General features: G+C 35.5%; 21 protein-coding genes. 19 read left to right on the top strand and 2 right to left on the bottom strand.

Features of this window, described 5'->3' with window-relative positions; all coding sequences use genetic code 11:
• Nucleotides 1-53 precede the first annotated feature (53 nt).
• From AC0L5Q_RS03750 to AC0L5Q_RS03740, 3 genes are all read left to right on the top strand, one after another.
• Nucleotides 54-224 carry a hypothetical protein gene (locus tag AC0L5Q_RS03750; protein ID WP_473614368.1) on the top strand — a complete coding sequence of 57 codons (171 nt, stop codon included), beginning with the start codon at nucleotides 54-56 and terminating at the stop codon, nucleotides 222-224.
• An 11-nt stretch (nucleotides 225-235) separates the two neighbouring features.
• Nucleotides 236-718: a hypothetical protein gene (locus AC0L5Q_RS03745; RefSeq protein WP_473614367.1), complete on the top strand. Its 483-nt coding sequence runs from the start codon at nucleotides 236-238 to the stop codon at nucleotides 716-718.
• A gap of 136 nt (nucleotides 719-854) precedes the next feature.
• Complete coding sequence (locus tag AC0L5Q_RS03740) at nucleotides 855-1271, top strand: lysozyme inhibitor LprI family protein (protein ID WP_473614366.1); 417 nt, start codon at nucleotides 855-857, stop codon at nucleotides 1269-1271.
• Between the two features lie 53 nt (nucleotides 1272-1324).
• Here AC0L5Q_RS03740 and AC0L5Q_RS03735 read toward each other — a convergent pair whose 3' ends face one another.
• Together AC0L5Q_RS03735 and AC0L5Q_RS03730 are read right to left on the bottom strand one after the other, a co-directional pair.
• Nucleotides 1325-1486 carry a prevent-host-death protein gene (locus AC0L5Q_RS03735; RefSeq protein WP_473614365.1) on the bottom strand — a complete coding sequence of 54 codons (162 nt, stop codon included), beginning with the start codon at nucleotides 1484-1486 and terminating at the stop codon, nucleotides 1325-1327.
• A gap of 171 nt (nucleotides 1487-1657) precedes the next feature.
• Nucleotides 1658-2497, bottom strand: a complete 840-nt coding sequence (locus AC0L5Q_RS03730; RefSeq protein ID WP_473614364.1) for a hypothetical protein — start codon at nucleotides 2495-2497, stop codon at nucleotides 1658-1660.
• 180 nt (nucleotides 2498-2677) lie between these two features.
• Between AC0L5Q_RS03730 and AC0L5Q_RS03725 the strand changes: the two genes are divergently transcribed.
• From AC0L5Q_RS03725 to AC0L5Q_RS03650, 16 genes are all read left to right on the top strand, one after another.
• Nucleotides 2678-4417, top strand: coding sequence for a hypothetical protein (locus AC0L5Q_RS03725; RefSeq protein WP_473614363.1), 1740 nt, complete (start codon nucleotides 2678-2680; stop codon nucleotides 4415-4417).
• On the top strand, nucleotides 4401-6095 hold the full coding sequence (locus tag AC0L5Q_RS03720; RefSeq protein ID WP_473614362.1) for a hypothetical protein: 1695 nt from the start codon (nucleotides 4401-4403) through the stop codon (nucleotides 6093-6095). The genes AC0L5Q_RS03725 and AC0L5Q_RS03720 overlap by 17 nt, the downstream gene beginning before the upstream one ends.
• 529 nt (nucleotides 6096-6624) lie before the next feature.
• The gene (locus tag AC0L5Q_RS03715) at nucleotides 6625-7569 is read left to right on the top strand and encodes an outer membrane beta-barrel protein (protein ID WP_473614361.1); all 945 of its coding nucleotides are present in this window, start codon (nucleotides 6625-6627) and stop codon (nucleotides 7567-7569) included.
• A gap of 36 nt (nucleotides 7570-7605) precedes the next feature.
• On the top strand, nucleotides 7606-8889 hold the full coding sequence (urtA, locus tag AC0L5Q_RS03710) for an urea ABC transporter substrate-binding protein (RefSeq protein WP_473614360.1): 1284 nt from the start codon (nucleotides 7606-7608) through the stop codon (nucleotides 8887-8889).
• Between the two features lie 159 nt (nucleotides 8890-9048).
• Nucleotides 9049-10716 carry an urea ABC transporter permease subunit UrtB gene (gene urtB, locus AC0L5Q_RS03705; RefSeq protein WP_473614359.1) on the top strand — a complete coding sequence of 556 codons (1668 nt, stop codon included), beginning with the start codon at nucleotides 9049-9051 and terminating at the stop codon, nucleotides 10714-10716.
• Nucleotides 10716-11969 carry an urea ABC transporter permease subunit UrtC gene (urtC, locus tag AC0L5Q_RS03700; protein WP_473614358.1) on the top strand — a complete coding sequence of 418 codons (1254 nt, stop codon included), beginning with the start codon at nucleotides 10716-10718 and terminating at the stop codon, nucleotides 11967-11969. The genes urtB and urtC overlap by 1 nt, the downstream gene beginning before the upstream one ends.
• Entirely contained in the window at nucleotides 11966-12844 is an 879-nt protein-coding gene (gene urtD, locus AC0L5Q_RS03695; RefSeq protein ID WP_473614357.1) for an urea ABC transporter ATP-binding protein UrtD, read from the top strand. The genes urtC and urtD overlap by 4 nt, the downstream gene beginning before the upstream one ends.
• On the top strand, nucleotides 12841-13536 hold the full coding sequence (gene urtE / locus AC0L5Q_RS03690; RefSeq protein ID WP_473614356.1) for an urea ABC transporter ATP-binding subunit UrtE: 696 nt from the start codon (nucleotides 12841-12843) through the stop codon (nucleotides 13534-13536). Before urtD ends, urtE begins: the two co-directional genes overlap by 4 nt.
• A 35-nt stretch (nucleotides 13537-13571) precedes the next feature.
• Nucleotides 13572-14465, top strand: coding sequence for an urease accessory protein UreD (locus AC0L5Q_RS03685; protein WP_473614355.1), 894 nt, complete (start codon nucleotides 13572-13574; stop codon nucleotides 14463-14465).
• 45 nt (nucleotides 14466-14510) lie between these two features.
• Entirely contained in the window at nucleotides 14511-14813 is a 303-nt protein-coding gene (ureA, locus tag AC0L5Q_RS03680) for an urease subunit gamma (RefSeq protein ID WP_076420090.1), read from the top strand.
• Nucleotides 14814-14823: 10 nt separating this feature from the next.
• The gene (locus AC0L5Q_RS03675) at nucleotides 14824-15165 is read left to right on the top strand and encodes an urease subunit beta (protein ID WP_473614354.1); all 342 of its coding nucleotides are present in this window, start codon (nucleotides 14824-14826) and stop codon (nucleotides 15163-15165) included.
• A 1-nt stretch (nucleotide 15166) separates the two neighbouring features.
• Nucleotides 15167-16870 carry an urease subunit alpha gene (gene ureC, locus AC0L5Q_RS03670; protein WP_473614353.1) on the top strand — a complete coding sequence of 568 codons (1704 nt, stop codon included), beginning with the start codon at nucleotides 15167-15169 and terminating at the stop codon, nucleotides 16868-16870.
• Between the two features lie 363 nt (nucleotides 16871-17233).
• Nucleotides 17234-17731, top strand: coding sequence for an urease accessory protein UreE (locus AC0L5Q_RS03665; protein WP_473614352.1), 498 nt, complete (start codon nucleotides 17234-17236; stop codon nucleotides 17729-17731).
• A gap of 78 nt (nucleotides 17732-17809) precedes the next feature.
• Nucleotides 17810-18523, top strand: coding sequence for an urease accessory protein UreF (locus tag AC0L5Q_RS03660; protein WP_473614351.1), 714 nt, complete (start codon nucleotides 17810-17812; stop codon nucleotides 18521-18523).
• Nucleotides 18524-18588: 65 nt separating this feature from the next.
• Nucleotides 18589-19203, top strand: coding sequence for an urease accessory protein UreG (gene ureG, locus AC0L5Q_RS03655; protein ID WP_077342228.1), 615 nt, complete (start codon nucleotides 18589-18591; stop codon nucleotides 19201-19203).
• Between the two features lie 71 nt (nucleotides 19204-19274).
• Nucleotides 19275-19475 carry a hypothetical protein gene (locus tag AC0L5Q_RS03650; protein ID WP_473614350.1) on the top strand — a complete coding sequence of 67 codons (201 nt, stop codon included), beginning with the start codon at nucleotides 19275-19277 and terminating at the stop codon, nucleotides 19473-19475.
• The last annotated feature ends 153 nt before the right edge of the window (nucleotides 19476-19628 follow it).

Raw genomic sequence — 19628 nt, 5'->3', positions numbered from 1 at the left:
GTTTTTTATATTTTTTTATTCAATTAAGTAAACTGCATCTTGAGGTGGTATATATGACGAAAACTAAAAAAACAATCACTTCGCACGAACAGAAAAACAGGTATGCTCAAATAAAAATGGCCACAATCCGTAGTGAACTTATTAAAGCAGAAGGGCGAGGGTTCACTGAAAAAACGCCTAAAAATATTATGGAAGATGTGATTAAACGTAAGATAAACAAGTAAATGAAAAAAATATGAAAAATTTATTTATATCTGTTCTCCTACTTTCCTCAACTTCTTGTACGGCTTCACCATTAGAAAATAGTGAGTCTACATTAGTTAAAGAAAATATCGGTTGGATGCATGGGAATTGCTTAGCAATAAAAAATCAAAATGTTAATATCCCAACAAATATTACTCTAATAAAGCTAGACGAAAAACGTTCGATTGAAAAAGCGGTTATATCCGGTAAAGCGACTAATCCTGATGAATGTTTTCCATTAATGGCCGATAGAAGTCAAATAAACACAAATAACGGTTATTCATTTTATTTAATTGATTCTCCTACAGCTATTGATTTAGCTATAGGAGTTATTGGTGCAGAAAAGCTTAACACTTCAAATTTCGACTACTGCACTACAACAGAAGGCATTAAATATTTTGTTAAGAATTCTTCAACTGTAGTTTGGGAAGGTTATTATTATTTAGGTTACGATTCAGAGGTAAGCTGTAAATAACTCTTCTACATACCTCCAAGATAGAAAGTAAGCTTTAAAATTTACTTTCTATTATTCTAATTAGTTATTATTTGCCTTTTCAGGCGTTTATCTATTTTATTAAGTTATATTTATATAATTAAATTCCGGAGTTTTAATGCGTTACATTTTATTTCTTTCTCTAATCCCCAGCATATTGTTAGCTGGGGGCCATCTTGAGAAAAAAGTCGATTACAGTGAAATTCATTCTGTATTTCAAAGTATGAATTGTTTATATGAAGACACTGAACAGAAAATGGATGAATGTGGGAGTAAAAGTTTAACGTTAGCTAAAAGTCGTATGAATTTACTTATTGACGAGCTACTTTCTACTGCTAAAAAAGTATCGCAATCAAGAAGTGATAAAATCAAAAAGTCTCAAAAGGATTGGGCTCTTTACACGGAGTCGAATTGTATAATGGAAACTTTAGACTCTGAAGGTGGAAGTGGATACCCGTCTATTATTAATTTTTGTTACGAAACAAAGATTAATGAACGTATAAGCTACTTACAATGGATTTTAAGCAATAAATAAGTGAAGCGTCAGACAACTAAAATTTAGGTAATTGTTAGATTAGATTTGAGCTACTACATATAAAAAATAGCAATTCCATCTAATTGATTTTTTTTAGCTTTATAATCTTGATTACACGTATCTGTTTTTATTGATTCTGACCTTTGTTTCATCAAATTATTATTTTGTAAAACATGCAATGTTTCTTGTTCTCTTTCCCAGTCTTCGGCAATCATTACTATAAAAGTATTACCATCAATGCTTATGCTATCAATAATAACTTCTTTGGTAATGTGTATGGCATGATATTGTACATTTTATCCTTATTTTTGAGCTTATGGATAATATATATACCTGTTTAGTTTATGTAGAAATGAGTCTCAAAAGTTGTTCTTAATTTTTATGTCTCAGACTAAATCGTACAGATGAGGTGATTTGGTTTTGTTTATTTCTAATTCAGCGTATCTTATTAAATCACTAATAAGTAAATTAGAAATATATTGATTAAAAGATGATGTGTTATTAATTGAAAATAAGCTTTCAATTAATAACATTAACCCGATAAAAAAGCACTTAATTATAATCAGTGTAAAAAGTAAAAACAGTGAAAAAAAGGCAATAGTAAAAAAGATTAATTTAGTCTCAGTGTAGTAAATTTCTTTAAAAATAAAATCTATTGCATTTGGATTCTTTAGTATTATTACTGCAATTAATGATGTAATCGCAAGTAATAGACTTAAAATTCGAGTTTTAGCTGATTCATCATAAAATACTTGATAAAAATCATATCGAGTAAACTCCAGTGGCTGTCTATGTTTCTTTAATATGTCATAGCTCTTTAATACCATGTCAGCTAAGGTTATGTACTCCGTAGGTTTAGCCTTGAACTCTTGTAATAACCATTCTTTTTTCAATTCTATTACCGTTTCTTTCTTTGAATTTTTCTTTTTTCTAACTACAGCTATTATTTCTTTATTTCTTTGTTGCTTTAGTGCCAAAGCGCTAAGTAAGAATAAAGCTTCGGTACTAAGTATCCATACTAATCCGTAAAATTTTTCTATTTTTACTTCCTCGTTAGGTATTTTTATTAAGGCGTGATCTGTAACAAAAAAATCAATCGAAAATGATAGGAATAATATGGTTGATATCAAAAATAGAGAAATGTTAAACCAAAGCTTTGTAAAGTAGAATTTATATGAGTAAAAGAGTTTATAGTATTCGTTTGCAAGATGATTAAAATGTTCCATATCTTATTATATCCATTTGAATTTGGATGTTCATTTTATAATGAAAAATCTTTTTTTAGAATTTAAAAAATTAGTAACTTATTAATAAGTAAAAATAATGATGATTTTTTGTCAAAATAACTTGTTATGCATCTTTAAGCCCAAAGATATAGTTAATAGATTAAATGATAGAATTTGAGTATGTCACTTACTGAAATAAAAATAAAATTATCTAATGCATTAAAAACGGATTATTTCTTCAATGTTGTAAATGAACTTTATTACGATGAAAGAAGTAGTAAAAAGTACCTAACTAATGCTTTATTAGAGTTACATTCAGAATCAGTACTTAATATAAATGAATTATATAAGACACTTAAAAGTAAAGGGCAGTATCATAACTTTTGGACGTTATGCCATGTTTATGAATCATTATTACCTAATATTAAAGCCCCTGTTATTGAAGTTATGGAGTGTATTTTCCAATTAAAAAATGATATTGGTGATAATATATCGCTAAACCAACTTTTCTCTAGTTTTACCCAATTTTGTATCAATAATGAAGACAGCTATAAAGAAGCCTTTACGATATCTATTGATAATGTAGATAAATTTAGTGATTTTATATCCTCTGCTATTATCGCTGGTAGTTCATTTGATACGGAATGGAGTTTCAATAAACTAAATAGTATTGGTAGCCATAAAGCTGTAAGTGCTAGACAGCAAGCTTACTTGTCTCTTTCACGTATTGATTTAAACGTTAACGTAACTATTAATATGGCGTTTTCTTTCTTAGAAAAGCGATGTTTAATAGAGAAAGATGAAGCAGCTAAAAGTGATCTGTTTAATGCAGCTATTAATCTTGGTGAAAGAGATGAGTGTTTGTGGGATAGAATAGATATTGTATTAAATACTCTACTCATAGAGCCATCACCTACTTTACTTTATAGCGTTTCCAATGTTGCAGCCTTTGATCGAAAAAATATTCCTTACTCAATAAAACATAAGTTAATTAGTTTTTTAAAAAATACTAAAGTAGATAATCAGACTGTATTAAGTAATATTGAACATTTATTAGTGAAACTTCTTAAACAACATGAATATGAGTATATAGAAGACTTACTTGAATTCTTACTAAATAAAGATATATGCATCAGCGAATTTAATTATTTTAATAGTAAGCTAATTAAAAATAATGATGAATATTTACATGCACTTATAACTAAATGGTTTTTATCTGGAAATTTAAATTTATGTTGTGCTGTTCGAGATTTATTACATGATCTGAACATTAAAGATATTGAAATAAAAGTTGATGTTACACAAGTAAATAAATTGAATGGTATGCCACATTTTTTAGCTAGAAAAGCTGTTGGCTGGTTATTTACACGCCCAATTGTCGCTGCAAATTTTGTTTTATCTATTATTGATGTTACACAAGAAAATGAGCATGAAGAGTTAAAGAAGATACTGTTTGAAACATTATTAATGAACTATTCTGGTGAGTTACGACGATACTTAGAAAAAAAAGAACTAACTAGTTCATTAGCTGTAAAAAATACTATTCAGAATGCAATTACTCAACTAAATGAGTATTTTGACAATATGGAAGGAGTTTGGGGGATTAATGAAATACAGTGTTCCCAGCAAAGAAGAGAGCAGTATTGGGAGCATTTTCAGCAATTAATGGAGGATGCTCAAGAGGCTGTCCCACCCAGCGTACTTTCTGAGTTATTTACAACGCAGACTATTTTATATGGGAATAGTAGCGCTGTTTATATATATGATGGTAATGATCAACCCAGACGATCTGAAATGAAAATGAGCAAGCATTCTTATTCAACTGAATTTCCCAGGTTAGATACCCTTGATCCTGAAGGTTTAGAATATACTCTTCGTTTTTTTAGAATGGAGGTTTTTAAAAATGAAGTTAATTCTTAAACAGTATTTAGCATCTTTAAATGAACGTGACGAATTAGATGTCTTAGTACCTGATTTGTTAAGTCAAATGGGTCTCAATGTTTATGCTCGACCTATTAGAGGTGCGAACGAGTATGGTGTCGATGTTGCTGCTGTAGGTAAAATAGGTAATGATATTGAAAAAGTTTATCTTTTTTCTATTAAAGAAAAAAACTTAACTAGGCAGAGTTGGTGTGGTGGCTCAAACCAAGACTTATTACCTTCTATTCATAGTATTCTCAACTCTTATATCCCACATCGGCTACCTAAAGAGCATGCTGATAAGCCTATTGTTATCTGTTTGTGTTTTGGTGGTGATGTTCAAACAACGATAAGACAAGAGGTTACAGGTTTTGAGCAGCAACATGAAACAGAACATTTAAAATTTGAAGAATGGAATGGTGATAAATTATCAGAATTAATTTTACAGCACTTTTTGAAAGAAGAATTATTACCAAAAGATTGGCAATCTATGTTAAGAAAATCAATTGCATTACTTGATGAACCTGATGTATCTCATAAGCATTTTATTAGATTAATAAGAAAACTTATAGATGTTGAGATAAAAGATAATAAAGATCTTCACAAAATCATTAATCGAATTAATATTTGTCTATGGGTGCTTTTTTCATGGGGTAGGGATGGTAATAATGTTGAGTCCACATATTTATCCGCTGAGTTTTGTATCTTAAATTGTTGGGATTTAATTAAAGATTCTAGAAGTACTAATGCACGAAAAGCCTTTGATAAATTACTATCGACTTATCACGCTATTACGCGAGAATATACAGAAAAATGTTTAATACCGCATGTAGACAAAATGCATGCGATTTCTAACGTAATTAATTCACCTACCTCAATTGATATTAACTTAAAACTATTTGATTTATTAAGTCGGCTATCAATGTACGGTATCTGGATTTTAATGGATCTAAAAAAGTTAAATGCAAAAAATTCATTAATAGATGATACGCAAAATGTAGAATTAACCAAAAAACTAGAATTAGTTATTCATTCAATAAAGCTGTTAATAAAAAACAATCCTTTATTGTTATCTCCATATCTTGATGAACAAGCGATAGATATATCCTTAGCTATGTATTTATTGATACAAGACTCTGAAAATGATGAATTCGGTATTAGTTGGTTAGATGAAATCATCAATCGGAGTATATTTTCATATAAAACTAATGGAATGTACCCTTCAACAGTTGATGACTTTAGAAAATTGTTAGGCCATCGTGAACAAACCAATAACACGTATAAACATAATGTGACTAAAGCTAGTATTCTCTATCCCGTTTCAGCTATTTTTTCAGCGTTGTATAAAAATGACGTTACTGGTAATGAGTTATTAAATTTTACAGAAAAAGAGCTAGGACATTGCACTCTACAATATTGGTATCCAGCTCAAGACTCTGAAGTTTATTTTTACAATAATGTAGAAATGCACGGATGTGCTACTACAGGTTTTGAAATGGCTCCTGATAAAGTTATCGACCATGTTATGACTGAATGTAATAACTCGAAATCATTTGGTGAATTGTCGGCTATTAAAAAAAATTTAGAACCGATAGTTTTTCTTGCTTGTCGTTATTATAGATACCCAGTTCCAATTCATTTCTTTTATGACTTTTTACAGCATCAAAAAGGAAAATAATGCTAATTAGTAGTTCCTTCGTAATTGTTAGTTAATAATTTCACTTATTAACAATTTCTTGAAACCCGTAAAACTACGTAATTATGACTTTGTGCGTATTCATTTTTCACAAATTTCGCAATATTAGCCATATACCAATTGAGCTAATGAATTCATTACTTAGCAGGAACTTAAGGTTTATAGGCGCAGGCGAATGCTTGTTCTCGGTAACTGCTCCTGCGTTACCCTAATGTTCGACATCCGCGCTGAATATTATAAGAATCAATAATGCGGAATATAATCCCGCTAAAAAATAAAAATAGAATCAAATATCAACTAAATAAATAGTCTCGATAATTTTTCAATCATCCTTAGTAACATTCCCCAAAAAAACAAAACTACGTAATTATGCGTATGCCTTTGCGTGCTTTTGCGCATATTAACTATTTATTAACTTAGTAATACTAACCACAGTTAAATAAACCTCGTGTTACTTGTTTAATAATAAAAATATAGAACACGCAATTGAAATACTTAAGGGATGCTAAACATGAAAATTTTACAAAAATTAACACCTGTTGCTGCAACAGTATTAATGTCGTTAGGCGCTGTATCAGCTGCACAGGCTGAAGATAGTAAATTAATGGATAACTTAAGCGTGTCAGGCTTTATTGATATGTCTTATGTTTATTCAGATGTAGACGGTGGCGATTCATCTAGCGTATCAGGTATCGACCAAGTAGAGATTGACCTTGCATACGACTTTGGTAACAAGTTAACGGCAACTGTTGATATTGAATATCAAAATGCTGATGAAGGTGTAGATCTTGAGCAAGCGTTTATTAGTTATGCTGTGTCAGACAACTTTAGTGTTAAAGCAGGTCGTTTTTTAAGTTACAGCGGTTGGGAAACTGAAGAGCCTACAGGTTTATTTCAATACTCAGGTACGGGTTACGCTAAATATTTTTACGGTTACTACCAACAAGGTATTTCAGGTATTTACAGTGGCGACGGTTACGCGGTAGCGGTTTCAGTGGTTAACGATTTAGCGGGTCCACAATCTATCGATTCAGAGCATCCAGGTATTGAAACTATGGTGGCTTTAATGCCGACTGATGAAATTACTGTTAAAGGTTTTTATTCAAAAGACGGTGATGTTGAATTAATTAACACATGGGCAAGCTATTCAAAAGACGCATTAACACTAGCAGCTGAATACAACACAGCAGAAGACAGTGCCTTTGTAGGTAGTGATGCGAGTGGTTATTTATTAATGGCTAACTACGCGTTTGACAACTTTGCCTTAACGGTTCGTTACCACGATTGGGAAGTTGAAGATGCAGCTGGTGCAACATTTGAAGATGCTAGCGGTATTACTATTTCACCAAGCTTTTCGGTAAACGATAACTTACTTATGGTTTTTGAATACCGTATGGAAGAAATCAACGATGTTGATATAGACACTATTGCTATTGAAGCTTTAGTAACTTTTTAATTGAACCCAACGATATTTACGAAAAAGGAAATAATCATGAAATTGAAAAAATTAATCATCGCAAGTTCAATTGTTGCGAGTAGTTTAGTAACCAGTATTACTTATGCGGCAGACACGATTAAAGTCGGTGTGTTGCATTCATTATCAGGCACTATGGCGATCAGTGAAACAACACTAAAAGACACTGTATTAATGATGATCGATAAGCAAAACAAAGCTGGCGGTATTTTAGGTAAGCAACTTGAAGCGGTTGTTGTTGACCCTGCGTCTAACTGGCCTTTATTTGCTGAGAAAACACGTGAATTATTAGCGAAAGAAAAAGTTGATGTTATTTTTGGTTGTTGGACATCTGTATCACGTAAATCGGCACTTCCAGTATTAGAAGAACTTAACGGTTTACTTTTTTACCCAGTGCAATACGAAGGTGAAGAGTCATCTAAAAACGTATTTTACACGGGTGCTGCGCCAAACCAACAAGCAATTCCTGCTATTGATTACTTAATGAATGATATAGGTGCTAAACGTTGGGTTTTAGCAGGTACAGATTATGTTTACCCACGTACAACTAATAAAGTTTTAAAAGCGTACTTAAAATCTAAAGGCGTTAAAGACGAAGACATTATGGTGAACTACACGCCATTTGGTCATTCTGATTGGCAAAGTATTGTTGCTGAAGTTAAAAAGTTTGGTTCAACAGGTAAGAAAACAGCGGTTGTTTCAACCATTAACGGCGATGCAAACATTCCATTTTATAAAGAGTTAGGTAACCAAGGTGTTTCTGCTGAAGATATTCCTGTTGTTGCATTCTCTGTAGGTGAAGAAGAGCTTTCTGGTTTTGATACTAAACCATTAGTGGGTCACTTAGCGGCTTGGAATTACTTTCAAAGTGTAGAGTCGGATGAGAACGAAACTTTTATTGCTGATTGGAAAAAATACATTGGTGATGACAAACGTGTAACAAACGATCCTATGGAAGCAACTTACATTGGTTTTAAAATGTGGGCTAAAGCGGTTGAAAAAGCAGGTACTACAGATGTTGATGCGGTTGAGCAAGCTATGATTGGTGTTGCTGTTCCTAACTTAACAGGTGGTACTGCGGTAATGAATGCAAACCATCATTTATCTAAGCCAGTACTTATTGGTGAAATTCAAGAAGATGGTCAATTTGAAGTAGTTTGGGAAACACCTGATACAGTAATTGGTGATGCTTGGTCTGATTATTTACCTAGCTCTAAAAACTTAATTTCAGATTGGACTGCGCCAGTTAAATGCGGAAACTTTGATGTGAAAACAGCTAAGTGTTCTGGTCAAAACTTTTAACTGATAACGAGTAAATGATTAACGGGAGGTTGGCGAAGTTAGCCTCCCATTTACTCAAAGCATTTTTCATCTTCCTCTATTCAAAGAATGTTTTGAGTAAATCTATACAGTTTCATTATTAACCCTTTTATTCCCATGTTAACCCTTAAGGAAAACGCAATGTTGCGAATATTTTCTGCTTTTATTTGTTGTTTACTCGCGTGGCAAAGTATTGCTAACGATGATGTAACACCTACCAAAAATAGCGCTAGTGTCAGCACCGATGCTGAACTTGCTACTTTATTTAAAAAGTTACCCGTTACCAAACTTTCAAAAATGCAGTTGTTAATTGAACAGCTTTCAGCAACAAAAACTCCACAAGTAAAACAGGCTTTTAATTATTTGCTCAATGGCGAGCTTTATTACATTAAAGCCAATAAACAAGTGGTACATGCTCAAATTAATGAAGATAAAAAATACGCATTAACTGACGTACTTACTAATGCGCCTCTTGATGTTGTTGCTAAAAGCAAAATACGAAAAATTAAAACAAACAATAGATTGCGTGGTTCGTTACGTAGTTTACTTGCTCAGTTTGATTTAACCGATCCAAACAAAGAAATTCGTATTGCAGCGGTTAAACAGTTGTTAGATAAACCGAATCAAACGGGTATCGACACTATTACAAAATTGGTGAAGAAAGAACAAGACACCGACGTGCGCGAGTTAATGCAAGTAACCTTACTTGTTGAGCAGTTATTAAATGGCGAACATGAAGAAAAACTAGCTGCTGTAAAGCAATTAAAAACCAGTTTAGAGCCGTCTGTACTGAATGAGATGACGAACCAACTTTCAAAAATTGCTAAACCAACGCCTTCAACCCCTTTGTCGGCAGAAGACAAAGCATTAAAACTCGCGCTTACCAAAGCAATAGCTGATATTGATGGTAGAAAAGGCATTTTTGAATTTACCGAAAACCTATTTTTTGGTATCAGTTTAGGTTCCGTTTTATTACTGGCGGCTATTGGTTTAGCTATCACCTTTGGTGTTATGGGCGTAATTAATATGGCTCATGGCGAAATGATGATGTTAGGTGCGTATACCACTTATGTTATCCAACAAGCCTTTCCTCAGTACATTGAATACTCGTTATTAATGGCAATTCCTGCGGCCTTTTTAGTATCAGGCCTAGTGGGTGTTGGTATTGAACGCGGTGTTATTCGTCACTTAAAAGGGCGTCCGTTAGAAACCTTATTAGCAACTTTTGGTATTAGCCTTATTTTACAACAATTGGTAAGAAGTATTTTCTCTCCATTAAATCGTCAAGTACTTGCTCCTGAATGGATGAGTGGTTCATGGCAGATTAATCCTATTTTTTCATTAACCTTTAACCGTTTATACATCATTATTTTCTCATTAATGGTATTTGTTGCCTTGTTAATGATATTGAAAAAAACCTCGTTAGGTTTACATGTTCGTGCTGTTTCTCAAAACCGTGATATGGCCAGAGCGCTCAGTATAAAAAGTGATTGGGTAGATGCGATTACCTTCGGTTTAGGTTCAGGTATCGCGGGCATTGCAGGTGTGGTACTTAGCCAGCTAACCAATGTTGGGCCTAATTTAGGACAAGCCTATATTATTGACTCGTTCCTTGTGGTGGTATTTGGTGGTGTAGGCAATTTATGGGGAACCTTAGTTGCAGCCATGTCGTTAGGTGCATTCAATAAGTTTTTAGAACCTGTTACTGGCTCTGTACTAGCAAACATCATTGTATTGGTTGGCTTGGTGTTATTCATTCAGAAAAAACCAAAAGGCCTGTTTCCACAAAAAGGGAGGTCAGCAGACTAATGACTACTTCAACCATTAAAACAGACACAAGTATGAATCATTCAAACAGCAGTGCTCCAAATAACCATGTGCCAAATAACAAGCCAACATTTGTACAAAAGTTATCAGAGTTAGGTAGTTTACGCGTTGTTATTGGCTTTTTACTGATATCGGCTTTTTACGTAACCTTTTGTAATTTAGTTTTTGCCGAAGGATCTTTCTTTCACGTAAGTGATTACACCGTAAGCTTGTTTGGTAAATACTTATGTTATGCCTTATTAGCCCTTGCGGTAGATTTAGTGTGGGGATATTGCGGAATTTTAAGTTTAGGCCACGGTGCTTTCTTTGCGCTAGGTGGTTACGCTATGGGTATGTATTTAATGCGCCAAATAGGTGATAGAGGTGTATACGGCAACCCTGATTTACCTGACTTTATGGTGTTTTTAAACTGGACTGAATTACCTTGGTATTGGGCAGGTTCAAGTAGCGTTTTTTGGATGATCGCTATGGTGTTTATTGGCCCCGGTTTATTAGCTTATATATTTGGTTCGTTAGCATTTCGTTCACGCGTAAGTGGTGTGTACCTTTCTATTATGACGCAAGCCGTAACTTACGCCTTAATGTTAGCGTTTTTCCGTAACGAAATGGGCTTTGGTGGTAATAACGGCTTAACAGATTTTAAAGAAATTTTAGGATTTTCGTTACAAGAACCATCAACCAAGTTAGGACTTTTTGTTGCAACAGCCATCGCCTTAGCTATCGGCTACATGGTAAGTGATTTTATTGTTAAATCAAAAATGGGTCGTGTGGTTACTGCAATACGTGACGCTGAATCTCGTGTACGTTTCGTTGGCTTTAAACCTGAACACTACAAACTTTGGATTTATGTTGTTTCCGCTATGTTAGCCGGTGTTGCTGGTGCTTTGTATGTGCCGCAAGTAGGTATTATCAATCCGGGTGAGTTTTCACCACTTAACTCAATCGAAATGGTGGTTTGGGTAGCCATTGGCGGTAGAGGAACTTTATACGGTGCGCTCATTGGTGCTGTGGTAGTCAGTTACGCTAAAACACGTTTTACTGCGATTATGCCTGAAGCATGGTTGTTCGCCTTAGGTGGTTTATTCGTATTAGTTACTTTGTATTTACCTAAAGGTATCGCGGGTTTATTACCTAATATTTTAAATAAAAAAGATAGCGAGAACGAAGCAAGCGATACAGACCAATCAAAAGAGTCAAACAACACAAGCATTGAAAAATCGGAGGCTAGCTCATGATAGTCGATAAAAGTGGTTCGCCTTTATTAGCAGACGAAAATATTAAACCTGATACTCGACATGGCGTTATTTTATATGTTGAAGATGTGAGTGTAAGTTTCGATGGTTTTAAAGCCTTAAACGATTTGAACTTGTATATAAACGACGGTGAATTACGTTGTTTAATTGGTGCTAACGGTGCAGGTAAAACAACCTTAATGGATGTTATTACCGGAAAAACGCGACCAGACACAGGCAAGGTAAGCTTTGGTCAACAGGTTGATTTATTACAGTTAAGTGAAGCTGAAATTGCCAGAGCAGGTATAGGTCGTAAATTTCAAAAGCCAACTGTTTTTGAAGAACTGACTGTATTTGAAAATATTGAACTCAGTTTAGCGGGCGATAAAGGTATTTGGACGGCGCTTTTCCATAAACTTACAGGCGAACAGAAAGATCGTATTGCTGAAATTTTAATGACTATTGGTTTATCTAAAGAGTGTTATTACCCAGCAGGGCGTTTATCCCACGGGCAAAAGCAATGGTTAGAAATCGGTATGTTATTAGCGGCTGAGCCACGCGTGTTATTGGTTGATGAACCCGTAGCGGGTATGACAGGCCAAGAAACTGAACGTACTGCAGAACTATTAACCTCGCTAGCAGGTAAGCATTCAGTGGTTGTGGTAGAGCATGATATGGCGTTTGTTCGTTCAATCGCTAAGCAAGTTACGGTATTACATCAAGGTTCTGTATTAGCCGAAGGTACTATGTCTGAAATTCAATCGAATAAAGACGTGATTCAGGTTTACCTAGGTGAAGAAGACGGTTCAGACGACATAGAAAAAAGCGTTTCAGAAAAAATTGAATTGGAAAGCAAACCACAGGAGCAAACAGTATGATCGAGTTAACGTCGGTAAATCAGCAATACGGTGGCACTCAAATCCTGTGGGATTTAAATCTTAAAATTAAAAAAGGTTCTCGCACCTGCATCATGGGTCGTAATGGCGTAGGTAAAACCACGTTATTAAAATCTATCATGGGTTTATTGCCTATCAGCTCAGGTAGTTTAGTGATCAATGATGTTGATGTAGTTAAAAAGGGCGTGGAAACACGACCTGAAATCGGAGTAGGTTATGTACCACAAGGACGTGATATATTTCCGCAGCTTACGGTGGAAGAAAACCTAAAACTGAGCTTAAATTGTAAGCGTCAGAAAAGTAAAACCATACCTGAGCATATTTTTACGCTGTTTCCTGTGCTTAAAGAAATGTTACATCGACGTGGTGGTGATTTATCGGGTGGTCAGCAACAACAATTAGCGATAGGGCGAGCGTTAGTACTTAACCCAGATATTTTAATTCTGGATGAGCCAAACGAAGGTATTCAACCTAATATCGTACAGCTTATTCGTGACGTTTTACTTAAATTGAACAAAGAACACGGCATGACTATTGTTTTGGTTGAGCAAAAATTACCTTTTGCACGCGCAGTAGGCGAAGAATTTCATTTAATGGAAAAAGGTCATGTTATTGCATCGGGTGAAATGGTAGAGTTGACGGATGAGTTAGTGAGTAAATATTTATCTGTTTAAACGGATAAAAACCAAGCGAATCATAACACTAAAGAATGATTATAAAAGAAACAAATAAAGTTGAAGCAAGGCAGTGGTTGGCTAAATTAGCATTAACATTTAGCCACAATACTTATGGTACTCAACTTAAAACCACGTCGCGACAAGGACCGTTATCGGTTCAAAAAGCTTTTTACCCAGAAGGGCAAGAATGTGCACACATCTACTTATTGCATCCTCCTGCAGGTATCGTATCGGGCGACGAGCTTAATGTTGAAATAAACATTGAAGCTCAAGCTCATGTTTTAGTAACTACCCCTGGCGCTAATCGCTTTTATCGAGCTAGAGAAGATTTATCAATTGGCGCAACGAAACAAACACAAATAACCTCGTTTTACTTAGGTGATAAAGCCATAGCAGAAAACTTTCCGCAAGAAACCATTGTTTACGAAGGTGCTGATGGTTTTAATACCGTTGATGTTCATATTAAAGACAACAGCGTTTATTTAGGCTGGGACATTACCTGTTTAGGTTTACCCAGTTCAGATCAATATTTTGATCAAGGCCAATACACGCAACTTAACCGTTTGTATTGCGGTGATAAGCTTATTTATCATGATCGTATCGAAATATCACCCCGTAACAAGTTACTTCATCATATGGCAGGGTTAGCCAGTAAGCCCGTATTTGGTACTTTTTTAGTGTATGCGCCTACACAGTTAACAGCTCTTAAAGATCGTAAGTTAATCATTGAAGTATTACGCGAGATTATTGAAAGCGAAAACGCACAAGAACTGATCAGTATTACCGATATACATGGTTTGTTTGTTATCCGCTATTTAGGCGAGCAAGCACACCAGTGTAAACATTTATTTATAAAGTTATGGCAGCATTTACGTCCTCTTGTTATTGAGGCGTCAGCCATTGAACCTAGAATTTGGCATACTTAATTTTAATTTGTAAGAACGTGCCCATTAAAAATCTAAGAGAAACGTATGGATTTATTACCTAGAGAAAAAGACAAACTCCTTTTATTTACTGCTGCATTATTAGCGGAACGTCGATTAAAGCGAGGCGTTAAACTTAATTACCCTGAAGCCATGGCTTATATTTCTATGGAAATTATGGAAGGCGCAAGAGACGGTAAAACCGTAGCAGAAATGATGGACTATGGTAGAACCTTATTAACTCGCGACCAAGTGATGGAAGGTATTCCTGAACTGTTAGCTGAAGTACAAGTTGAAGCGACGTTTCCTGATGGAACTAAGCTTGTAACTGTGCATAACCCAATCGTTTAAGGAGAGTCGCATGTCTTCATCTTCACCTATCAATACAACAGGAAGATTAATTCCTGGTGAAATAAAAACCGATAGTGGTAATCGCGAACTTAATGTCGGTCGTGAACAACTTAAAGTTACGGTTGCTAACTCAGGCGATCGTCCTATTCAAATAGGATCTCACTATCACTTTTATGAAGTGAATCCAGCGTTAACCTTCGACCGCGAGTTAACTAAAGGTTATCGCCTTGATATTACCTCAGGCACGGCTGTACGTTTTGAGCCGGGACAAGAGCGCGAAGTAACACTGATTGCTTATCGTGGTAAACGTAGAGTATTTGGCTTTAGAGCTGAAGTGCAGGGAGATTTATAAAATGGCAACTATTGATAAACATTCATACGCGCACATGTTTGGTCCAACCGTTGGCGACAGAGTTCGTTTAGCAGATACCGACTTATGGCTAGAAGTTGAAAAAGATTACACCGAATACGGCGAAGAGGTTAAGTTTGGTGGCGGTAAAGTTATTCGAGACGGTATGGGACAAAGCCAAGCGTCTTGCTACGAAACGGTAGATCTCGTTATTACCAATGCACTTATTGTTGATCATTGGGGCATCGTTAAAGCGGACGTTGGGGTTAAAGATGGTCGTATTGCCATAATTGGTAAAGCGGGTAATCCAGACATTCAAGACAATATTGATATTGAAGTAGGCCCAGGGACTGAGGTTATTGCTGGCGAAGGCCAAATATTAACGGCTGGCGGTATAGACGCGCATATTCATTTTATTTGTCCGCAACAAATTGACGAAGCGTTAATGTCGGGCGTAACCACCATGATAGGTGGTGGCACAGGCCCTGCAACCGGTACAAACGCAACAACGTGTACACCCGGTCCTTGGTACATTCATAAAATGCTACAAGCAACAAATGACTTCCCAATGAACTTTGGCTTTTTAGGTAAAGGTAATGCAAGTTTACCGTTAGCGCTTGAAGAGCAAATTGAAGCCGGTGTATGTGGTTTAAAATTGCATGAAGATTGGGGTACAACACCCGCCGCTATTGATAACTGTTTAACGGTTGCTGAAAAGTACGATGTGCAAGTGGCTATTCATACCGATACGTTAAATGAATCAGGATTTGTTGAAGATACAATTGGTGCATTCAAAGGCAGAACTATTCACACTTACCACACAGAAGGTGCTGGCGGTGGCCATTCACCTGACATTATTAAAGCGTGTGGTGAATCGAATGTTTTACCTTCTTCAACAAATCCAACGCGTCCATATACGATTAACACCATAGATGAACATTTAGATATGTTGATGGTTTGTCATCATTTAGATCCTAACATTCCAGAAGATGTGGCTTTTGCTGATTCGCGTATTCGTAAAGAAAGTATTGCTGCAGAAGACGTAATGCATGACTTAGGCGCAATCAGTATGATTTCGTCAGACTCACAAGCAATGGGACGTGTCGGTGAAATGATCACACGTACTTGGCAAACAGCTCATAAAAACAAGCAACAACGTGGACCTTTAGCGCCAGATACTGAACGTAACGATAACTTCCGTATAAAACGCTACATCGCTAAGTACACCATTAACCCTGCAATAAGCCATGGTGTAAGCCATGAAGTAGGGTCGATTGAAGTGGGCAAGCTAGCCGATATCGTTTTATGGAAACCGGCATTTTTTGGTATTAAGCCATCAATGATCATCAAATCAGGTTTTATTGCTGCAGCGCCAATGGGCGATGCCAATGCGTCTATTCCAACACCGCAACCTGTTTATTACCGTCCTATGTTTGGTTCTTATGGTTTAGCTACGGCTAAAATCTCTATGACCTTTTTATCGCAAGCAGCGGTAGATAAAGGCGTACCAGAAAAAGTCGGTATGACACGTATGGTTGGGGTTTGTAAAAATACCAGAAATATTGGTAAAGACGATATGATCCATAATAACTGGCAGCCGAAGATTGAAGTGGATGCGCAGACTTATGAGGTGAGGGCGAATGGGGAACTATTAACCTGTGAGCCGGCGAGCGTACTGCCACTAGCCCAACGTTACACTTTGTTCTAAATGGATCCTATTTTTGATTGATGCTGCATTGTCGGCACTTTTTATTTCAATCACATAGGTAAACTATGCTCATGAAATAAAAAGTTTGACGGCTTTGCCTAAATCAAAACTAGTTACCATTGATATGAATAAGGCTAATAGAGGTATTGTCATTTTTATTTTAATTAAATTGTTAAACTATGCTCATAAAATAAAAAGTTTGACGGCTTTGTAATAATCCAAACTAGTTACCATTGGTTTGGTAATAGAAAATGTATGAGAAACTTTAAGATTTATTTTGTTATGAAAATCATGAAGTAATAAATATTTATATTTTCGATATCCAAAAGTAGAGAATATAAAGAAGAAAACTTAGGAATGTAGATGTTACAAGTATTTGAAAGACTCGATCATACGCATGATGAAATTGCTGATTCCATCACCTTAGATCAAGATACACGTAAAAAAGCACGCATTAAAGGTGTAACTGATAAAGGTCAGGATGTGGGGATTTTTGTTGAACGTGGTCATCCCATATTGATCGGTCAGGTACTCAAAACTGAGTGCGGTTTATTGATTGAAGTTAAGGGTAAAGCAGAAGAAGTTTCTACTGCAATTGCTACTGATTGGTTGTCGTTTAGTAAGGTGTGTTATCACTTAGGAAACCGTCATACGTCTTTGCAAATTGGTGAGCTTTGGGTGCGTTTCAAACCTGATTATGTATTAGAAGAATTAGCGGAAAACTATGGTTTAACTATTGACAAAACACCTGCTGTTTTTGAACCTGAAAGTGGTGCTTATGGTAAAGGTGGAGGTCATTCTCATGGACATTCACATAGCCATTCTCATGGTGAATCTGATACTCACTCTCATGAACACTAAATTTTATCGTTACATAGATGATTGTAAGGTTGTAATGAATAATTCAATAAAATCAACTAATAAGTACGGTTATCCGTTATGGTAGATGGTAACGCGTTACGGTTTAATCGTCTTTTGCAGCTGTGTAGTGCTAATTTACCTGTGGGTGGATTCTCATTTTCGCAAGGCTTAGAGTATGCCGTAGAAATGGGTTGGGTTAATGATGTTGACTCAACAAGTAACTGGGTTGAATTGAATTTATCTCAGTCAATTGCACGTACCGATTTAGCCATTATTAAGCGCCAATATGAAGCACTTTTAAATGACGATTTAACAGCTTTTATTTCATGGAATCAGCACCTAATTGCGTGTCGAGAAAGTAACGAATTGCACCTTGCTGATGTTGCTATGGGCAAGGCACTTATTCGATTATTAAAGCAATTAGAGTCAGCTGAAATTCAACAAGGTTTACAGCGTTATGAAGCGTTGCTTGATGTTAATAAAATAGGTGCTGATATCAGTTTTGTAAGTGCTTTTGTACTTATTGCTTCGTTATTTAAGTTAGATTTACTGCTGATACAAAGTGGTTATTGTTGGACTTATATCGACAATCAAGTTGCTGCGGCAACTAAGCTTGTGCCTTTAGGCCAAACTCAAGCGCAAAATTTATTATTTGAAATTACCGAAAAAGTAGACGCATCAATTCAGTTAGCAAACACATTGAAAGACGATGAAATTGGCGCAAGTTTACCGCGTTTAGCTATGGCAAGTGCATGGCATGAAACGCAATACACCAGATTGTTTAGATCTTAGTTGATACATAATTTGTACTTGCTGAGTTTAAGTCAAAAAAATAAGCGTTTAAAAAAGAGAACATTATGAAAAAGAAACAAGTTTTACGTATAGGCGTTGGCGGACCTGTTGGTTCAGGTAAAACCGCTTTATTAAGAGAGCTATGTATTGCACTACGCGATAAATACGATATGGCAGTAGTGACTAACGATATTTACACACGTGAAGATGCTGAGTTTTTAACGCGTCATAACGCGCTAGCTGAAGATCGTATTATGGGGGTTGAAACAGGCGGTTGCCCACATACCGCTATTCGTGAAGATGCGTCTATGAATTTAGCTGCAATTGACGATTTACAGGCATTACACCCTAATTTAGACTTTGTATTAGTAGAGAGTGGCGGAGATAACTTAAGTGCTACGTTTAGTCCTGAACTTTCAGACTTAACTTTATACGTAATAGACGTATCTGCGGGAGATAAAATTCCACGTAAAGGTGGCCCTGGTATAACTAAGTCCGATCTTCTTATTATTAATAAAATTGATGTTGCCGAGTTAGTCGGGGCGTCTTTAGAAGTCATGGACAGAGATGCGAAGAAAATGCGTGGCGACAGACCTTTTGTGTTTAGCAATATGAAAACCAAACAAGGTTTAGATGACATAATCGCTTTTATTGAAAGCGAAGGTATGTTGAATATTTAATTTATTATTAGCCCTCATTAAGGGGTAATAGAAATACAAAATTTAGAATTAACGTGAGTAAGGAAATACAAATGAAGTTTTTAATGATTTTTTTAAGTGCAATATCAAGCATGTTTTTAAGTACAGCAGCTTTAGCCCATACCGACCACGCATTAGGCGAAGGCTCATTACATGCGGTATACCACATTATGTTTTGGTTCGTTGTTTTTGCGGTAATTTATAAAGCGGTAGGTTGGTATAAAGCTAAAGATCGTAATAAACCACAAAAGTAATTGTTTATTTAACCTCAACTCGGGTTAATGAATGTTAGATAATGAATTAAAATTCTTATTTATCAAACCTTAAACTGTATTGTTGTTTTCCTAAGTTATATTAGTCTCTCAACATTGATATTTTTGTGTATAACAAGGCGAATTTTTCTATCT

This window comes from Pseudocolwellia sp. G5-9, from assembly GCF_055808995.1.
The sequence above is the reverse complement of the archived record's forward strand: the minus strand, read 5'-3'. Positions and strand labels throughout refer to the sequence as shown.

What these genes read in the sequence shown, in the direction of transcription:
- AC0L5Q_RS03750 (WP_473614368.1), top strand. Translation starts at nt 54, where the DNA reads ATGACGAAAACTAAAAAAACAATCACTTCGCACGAACAGAAAAACAGG.
- AC0L5Q_RS03745 (WP_473614367.1), top strand. Translation starts at nt 236, where the DNA reads ATGAAAAATTTATTTATATCTGTTCTCCTACTTTCCTCAACTTCTTGT.
- AC0L5Q_RS03740 (WP_473614366.1), top strand. Translation starts at nt 855, where the DNA reads ATGCGTTACATTTTATTTCTTTCTCTAATCCCCAGCATATTGTTAGCT.
- AC0L5Q_RS03735 (WP_473614365.1), bottom strand. Translation starts at nt 1,486, where the DNA reads ATGATTGCCGAAGACTGGGAAAGAGAACAAGAAACATTGCATGTTTTA.
- AC0L5Q_RS03730 (WP_473614364.1), bottom strand. Translation starts at nt 2,497, where the DNA reads ATGGAACATTTTAATCATCTTGCAAACGAATACTATAAACTCTTTTAC.
- AC0L5Q_RS03725 (WP_473614363.1), top strand. Translation starts at nt 2,678, where the DNA reads ATGTCACTTACTGAAATAAAAATAAAATTATCTAATGCATTAAAAACG.
- AC0L5Q_RS03720 (WP_473614362.1), top strand. Translation starts at nt 4,401, where the DNA reads ATGAAGTTAATTCTTAAACAGTATTTAGCATCTTTAAATGAACGTGAC.
- AC0L5Q_RS03715 (WP_473614361.1), top strand. Translation starts at nt 6,625, where the DNA reads ATGAAAATTTTACAAAAATTAACACCTGTTGCTGCAACAGTATTAATG.
- urtA (WP_473614360.1), top strand. Translation starts at nt 7,606, where the DNA reads ATGAAATTGAAAAAATTAATCATCGCAAGTTCAATTGTTGCGAGTAGT.
- urtB (WP_473614359.1), top strand. Translation starts at nt 9,049, where the DNA reads ATGTTGCGAATATTTTCTGCTTTTATTTGTTGTTTACTCGCGTGGCAA.
- urtC (WP_473614358.1), top strand. Translation starts at nt 10,716, where the DNA reads ATGACTACTTCAACCATTAAAACAGACACAAGTATGAATCATTCAAAC.
- urtD (WP_473614357.1), top strand. Translation starts at nt 11,966, where the DNA reads ATGATAGTCGATAAAAGTGGTTCGCCTTTATTAGCAGACGAAAATATT.
- urtE (WP_473614356.1), top strand. Translation starts at nt 12,841, where the DNA reads ATGATCGAGTTAACGTCGGTAAATCAGCAATACGGTGGCACTCAAATC.
- AC0L5Q_RS03685 (WP_473614355.1), top strand. Translation starts at nt 13,572, where the DNA reads ATGATTATAAAAGAAACAAATAAAGTTGAAGCAAGGCAGTGGTTGGCT.
- ureA (WP_076420090.1), top strand. Translation starts at nt 14,511, where the DNA reads ATGGATTTATTACCTAGAGAAAAAGACAAACTCCTTTTATTTACTGCT.
- AC0L5Q_RS03675 (WP_473614354.1), top strand. Translation starts at nt 14,824, where the DNA reads ATGTCTTCATCTTCACCTATCAATACAACAGGAAGATTAATTCCTGGT.
- ureC (WP_473614353.1), top strand. Translation starts at nt 15,167, where the DNA reads ATGGCAACTATTGATAAACATTCATACGCGCACATGTTTGGTCCAACC.
- AC0L5Q_RS03665 (WP_473614352.1), top strand. Translation starts at nt 17,234, where the DNA reads ATGTTACAAGTATTTGAAAGACTCGATCATACGCATGATGAAATTGCT.
- AC0L5Q_RS03660 (WP_473614351.1), top strand. Translation starts at nt 17,810, where the DNA reads ATGGTAGATGGTAACGCGTTACGGTTTAATCGTCTTTTGCAGCTGTGT.
- ureG (WP_077342228.1), top strand. Translation starts at nt 18,589, where the DNA reads ATGAAAAAGAAACAAGTTTTACGTATAGGCGTTGGCGGACCTGTTGGT.
- AC0L5Q_RS03650 (WP_473614350.1), top strand. Translation starts at nt 19,275, where the DNA reads ATGAAGTTTTTAATGATTTTTTTAAGTGCAATATCAAGCATGTTTTTA.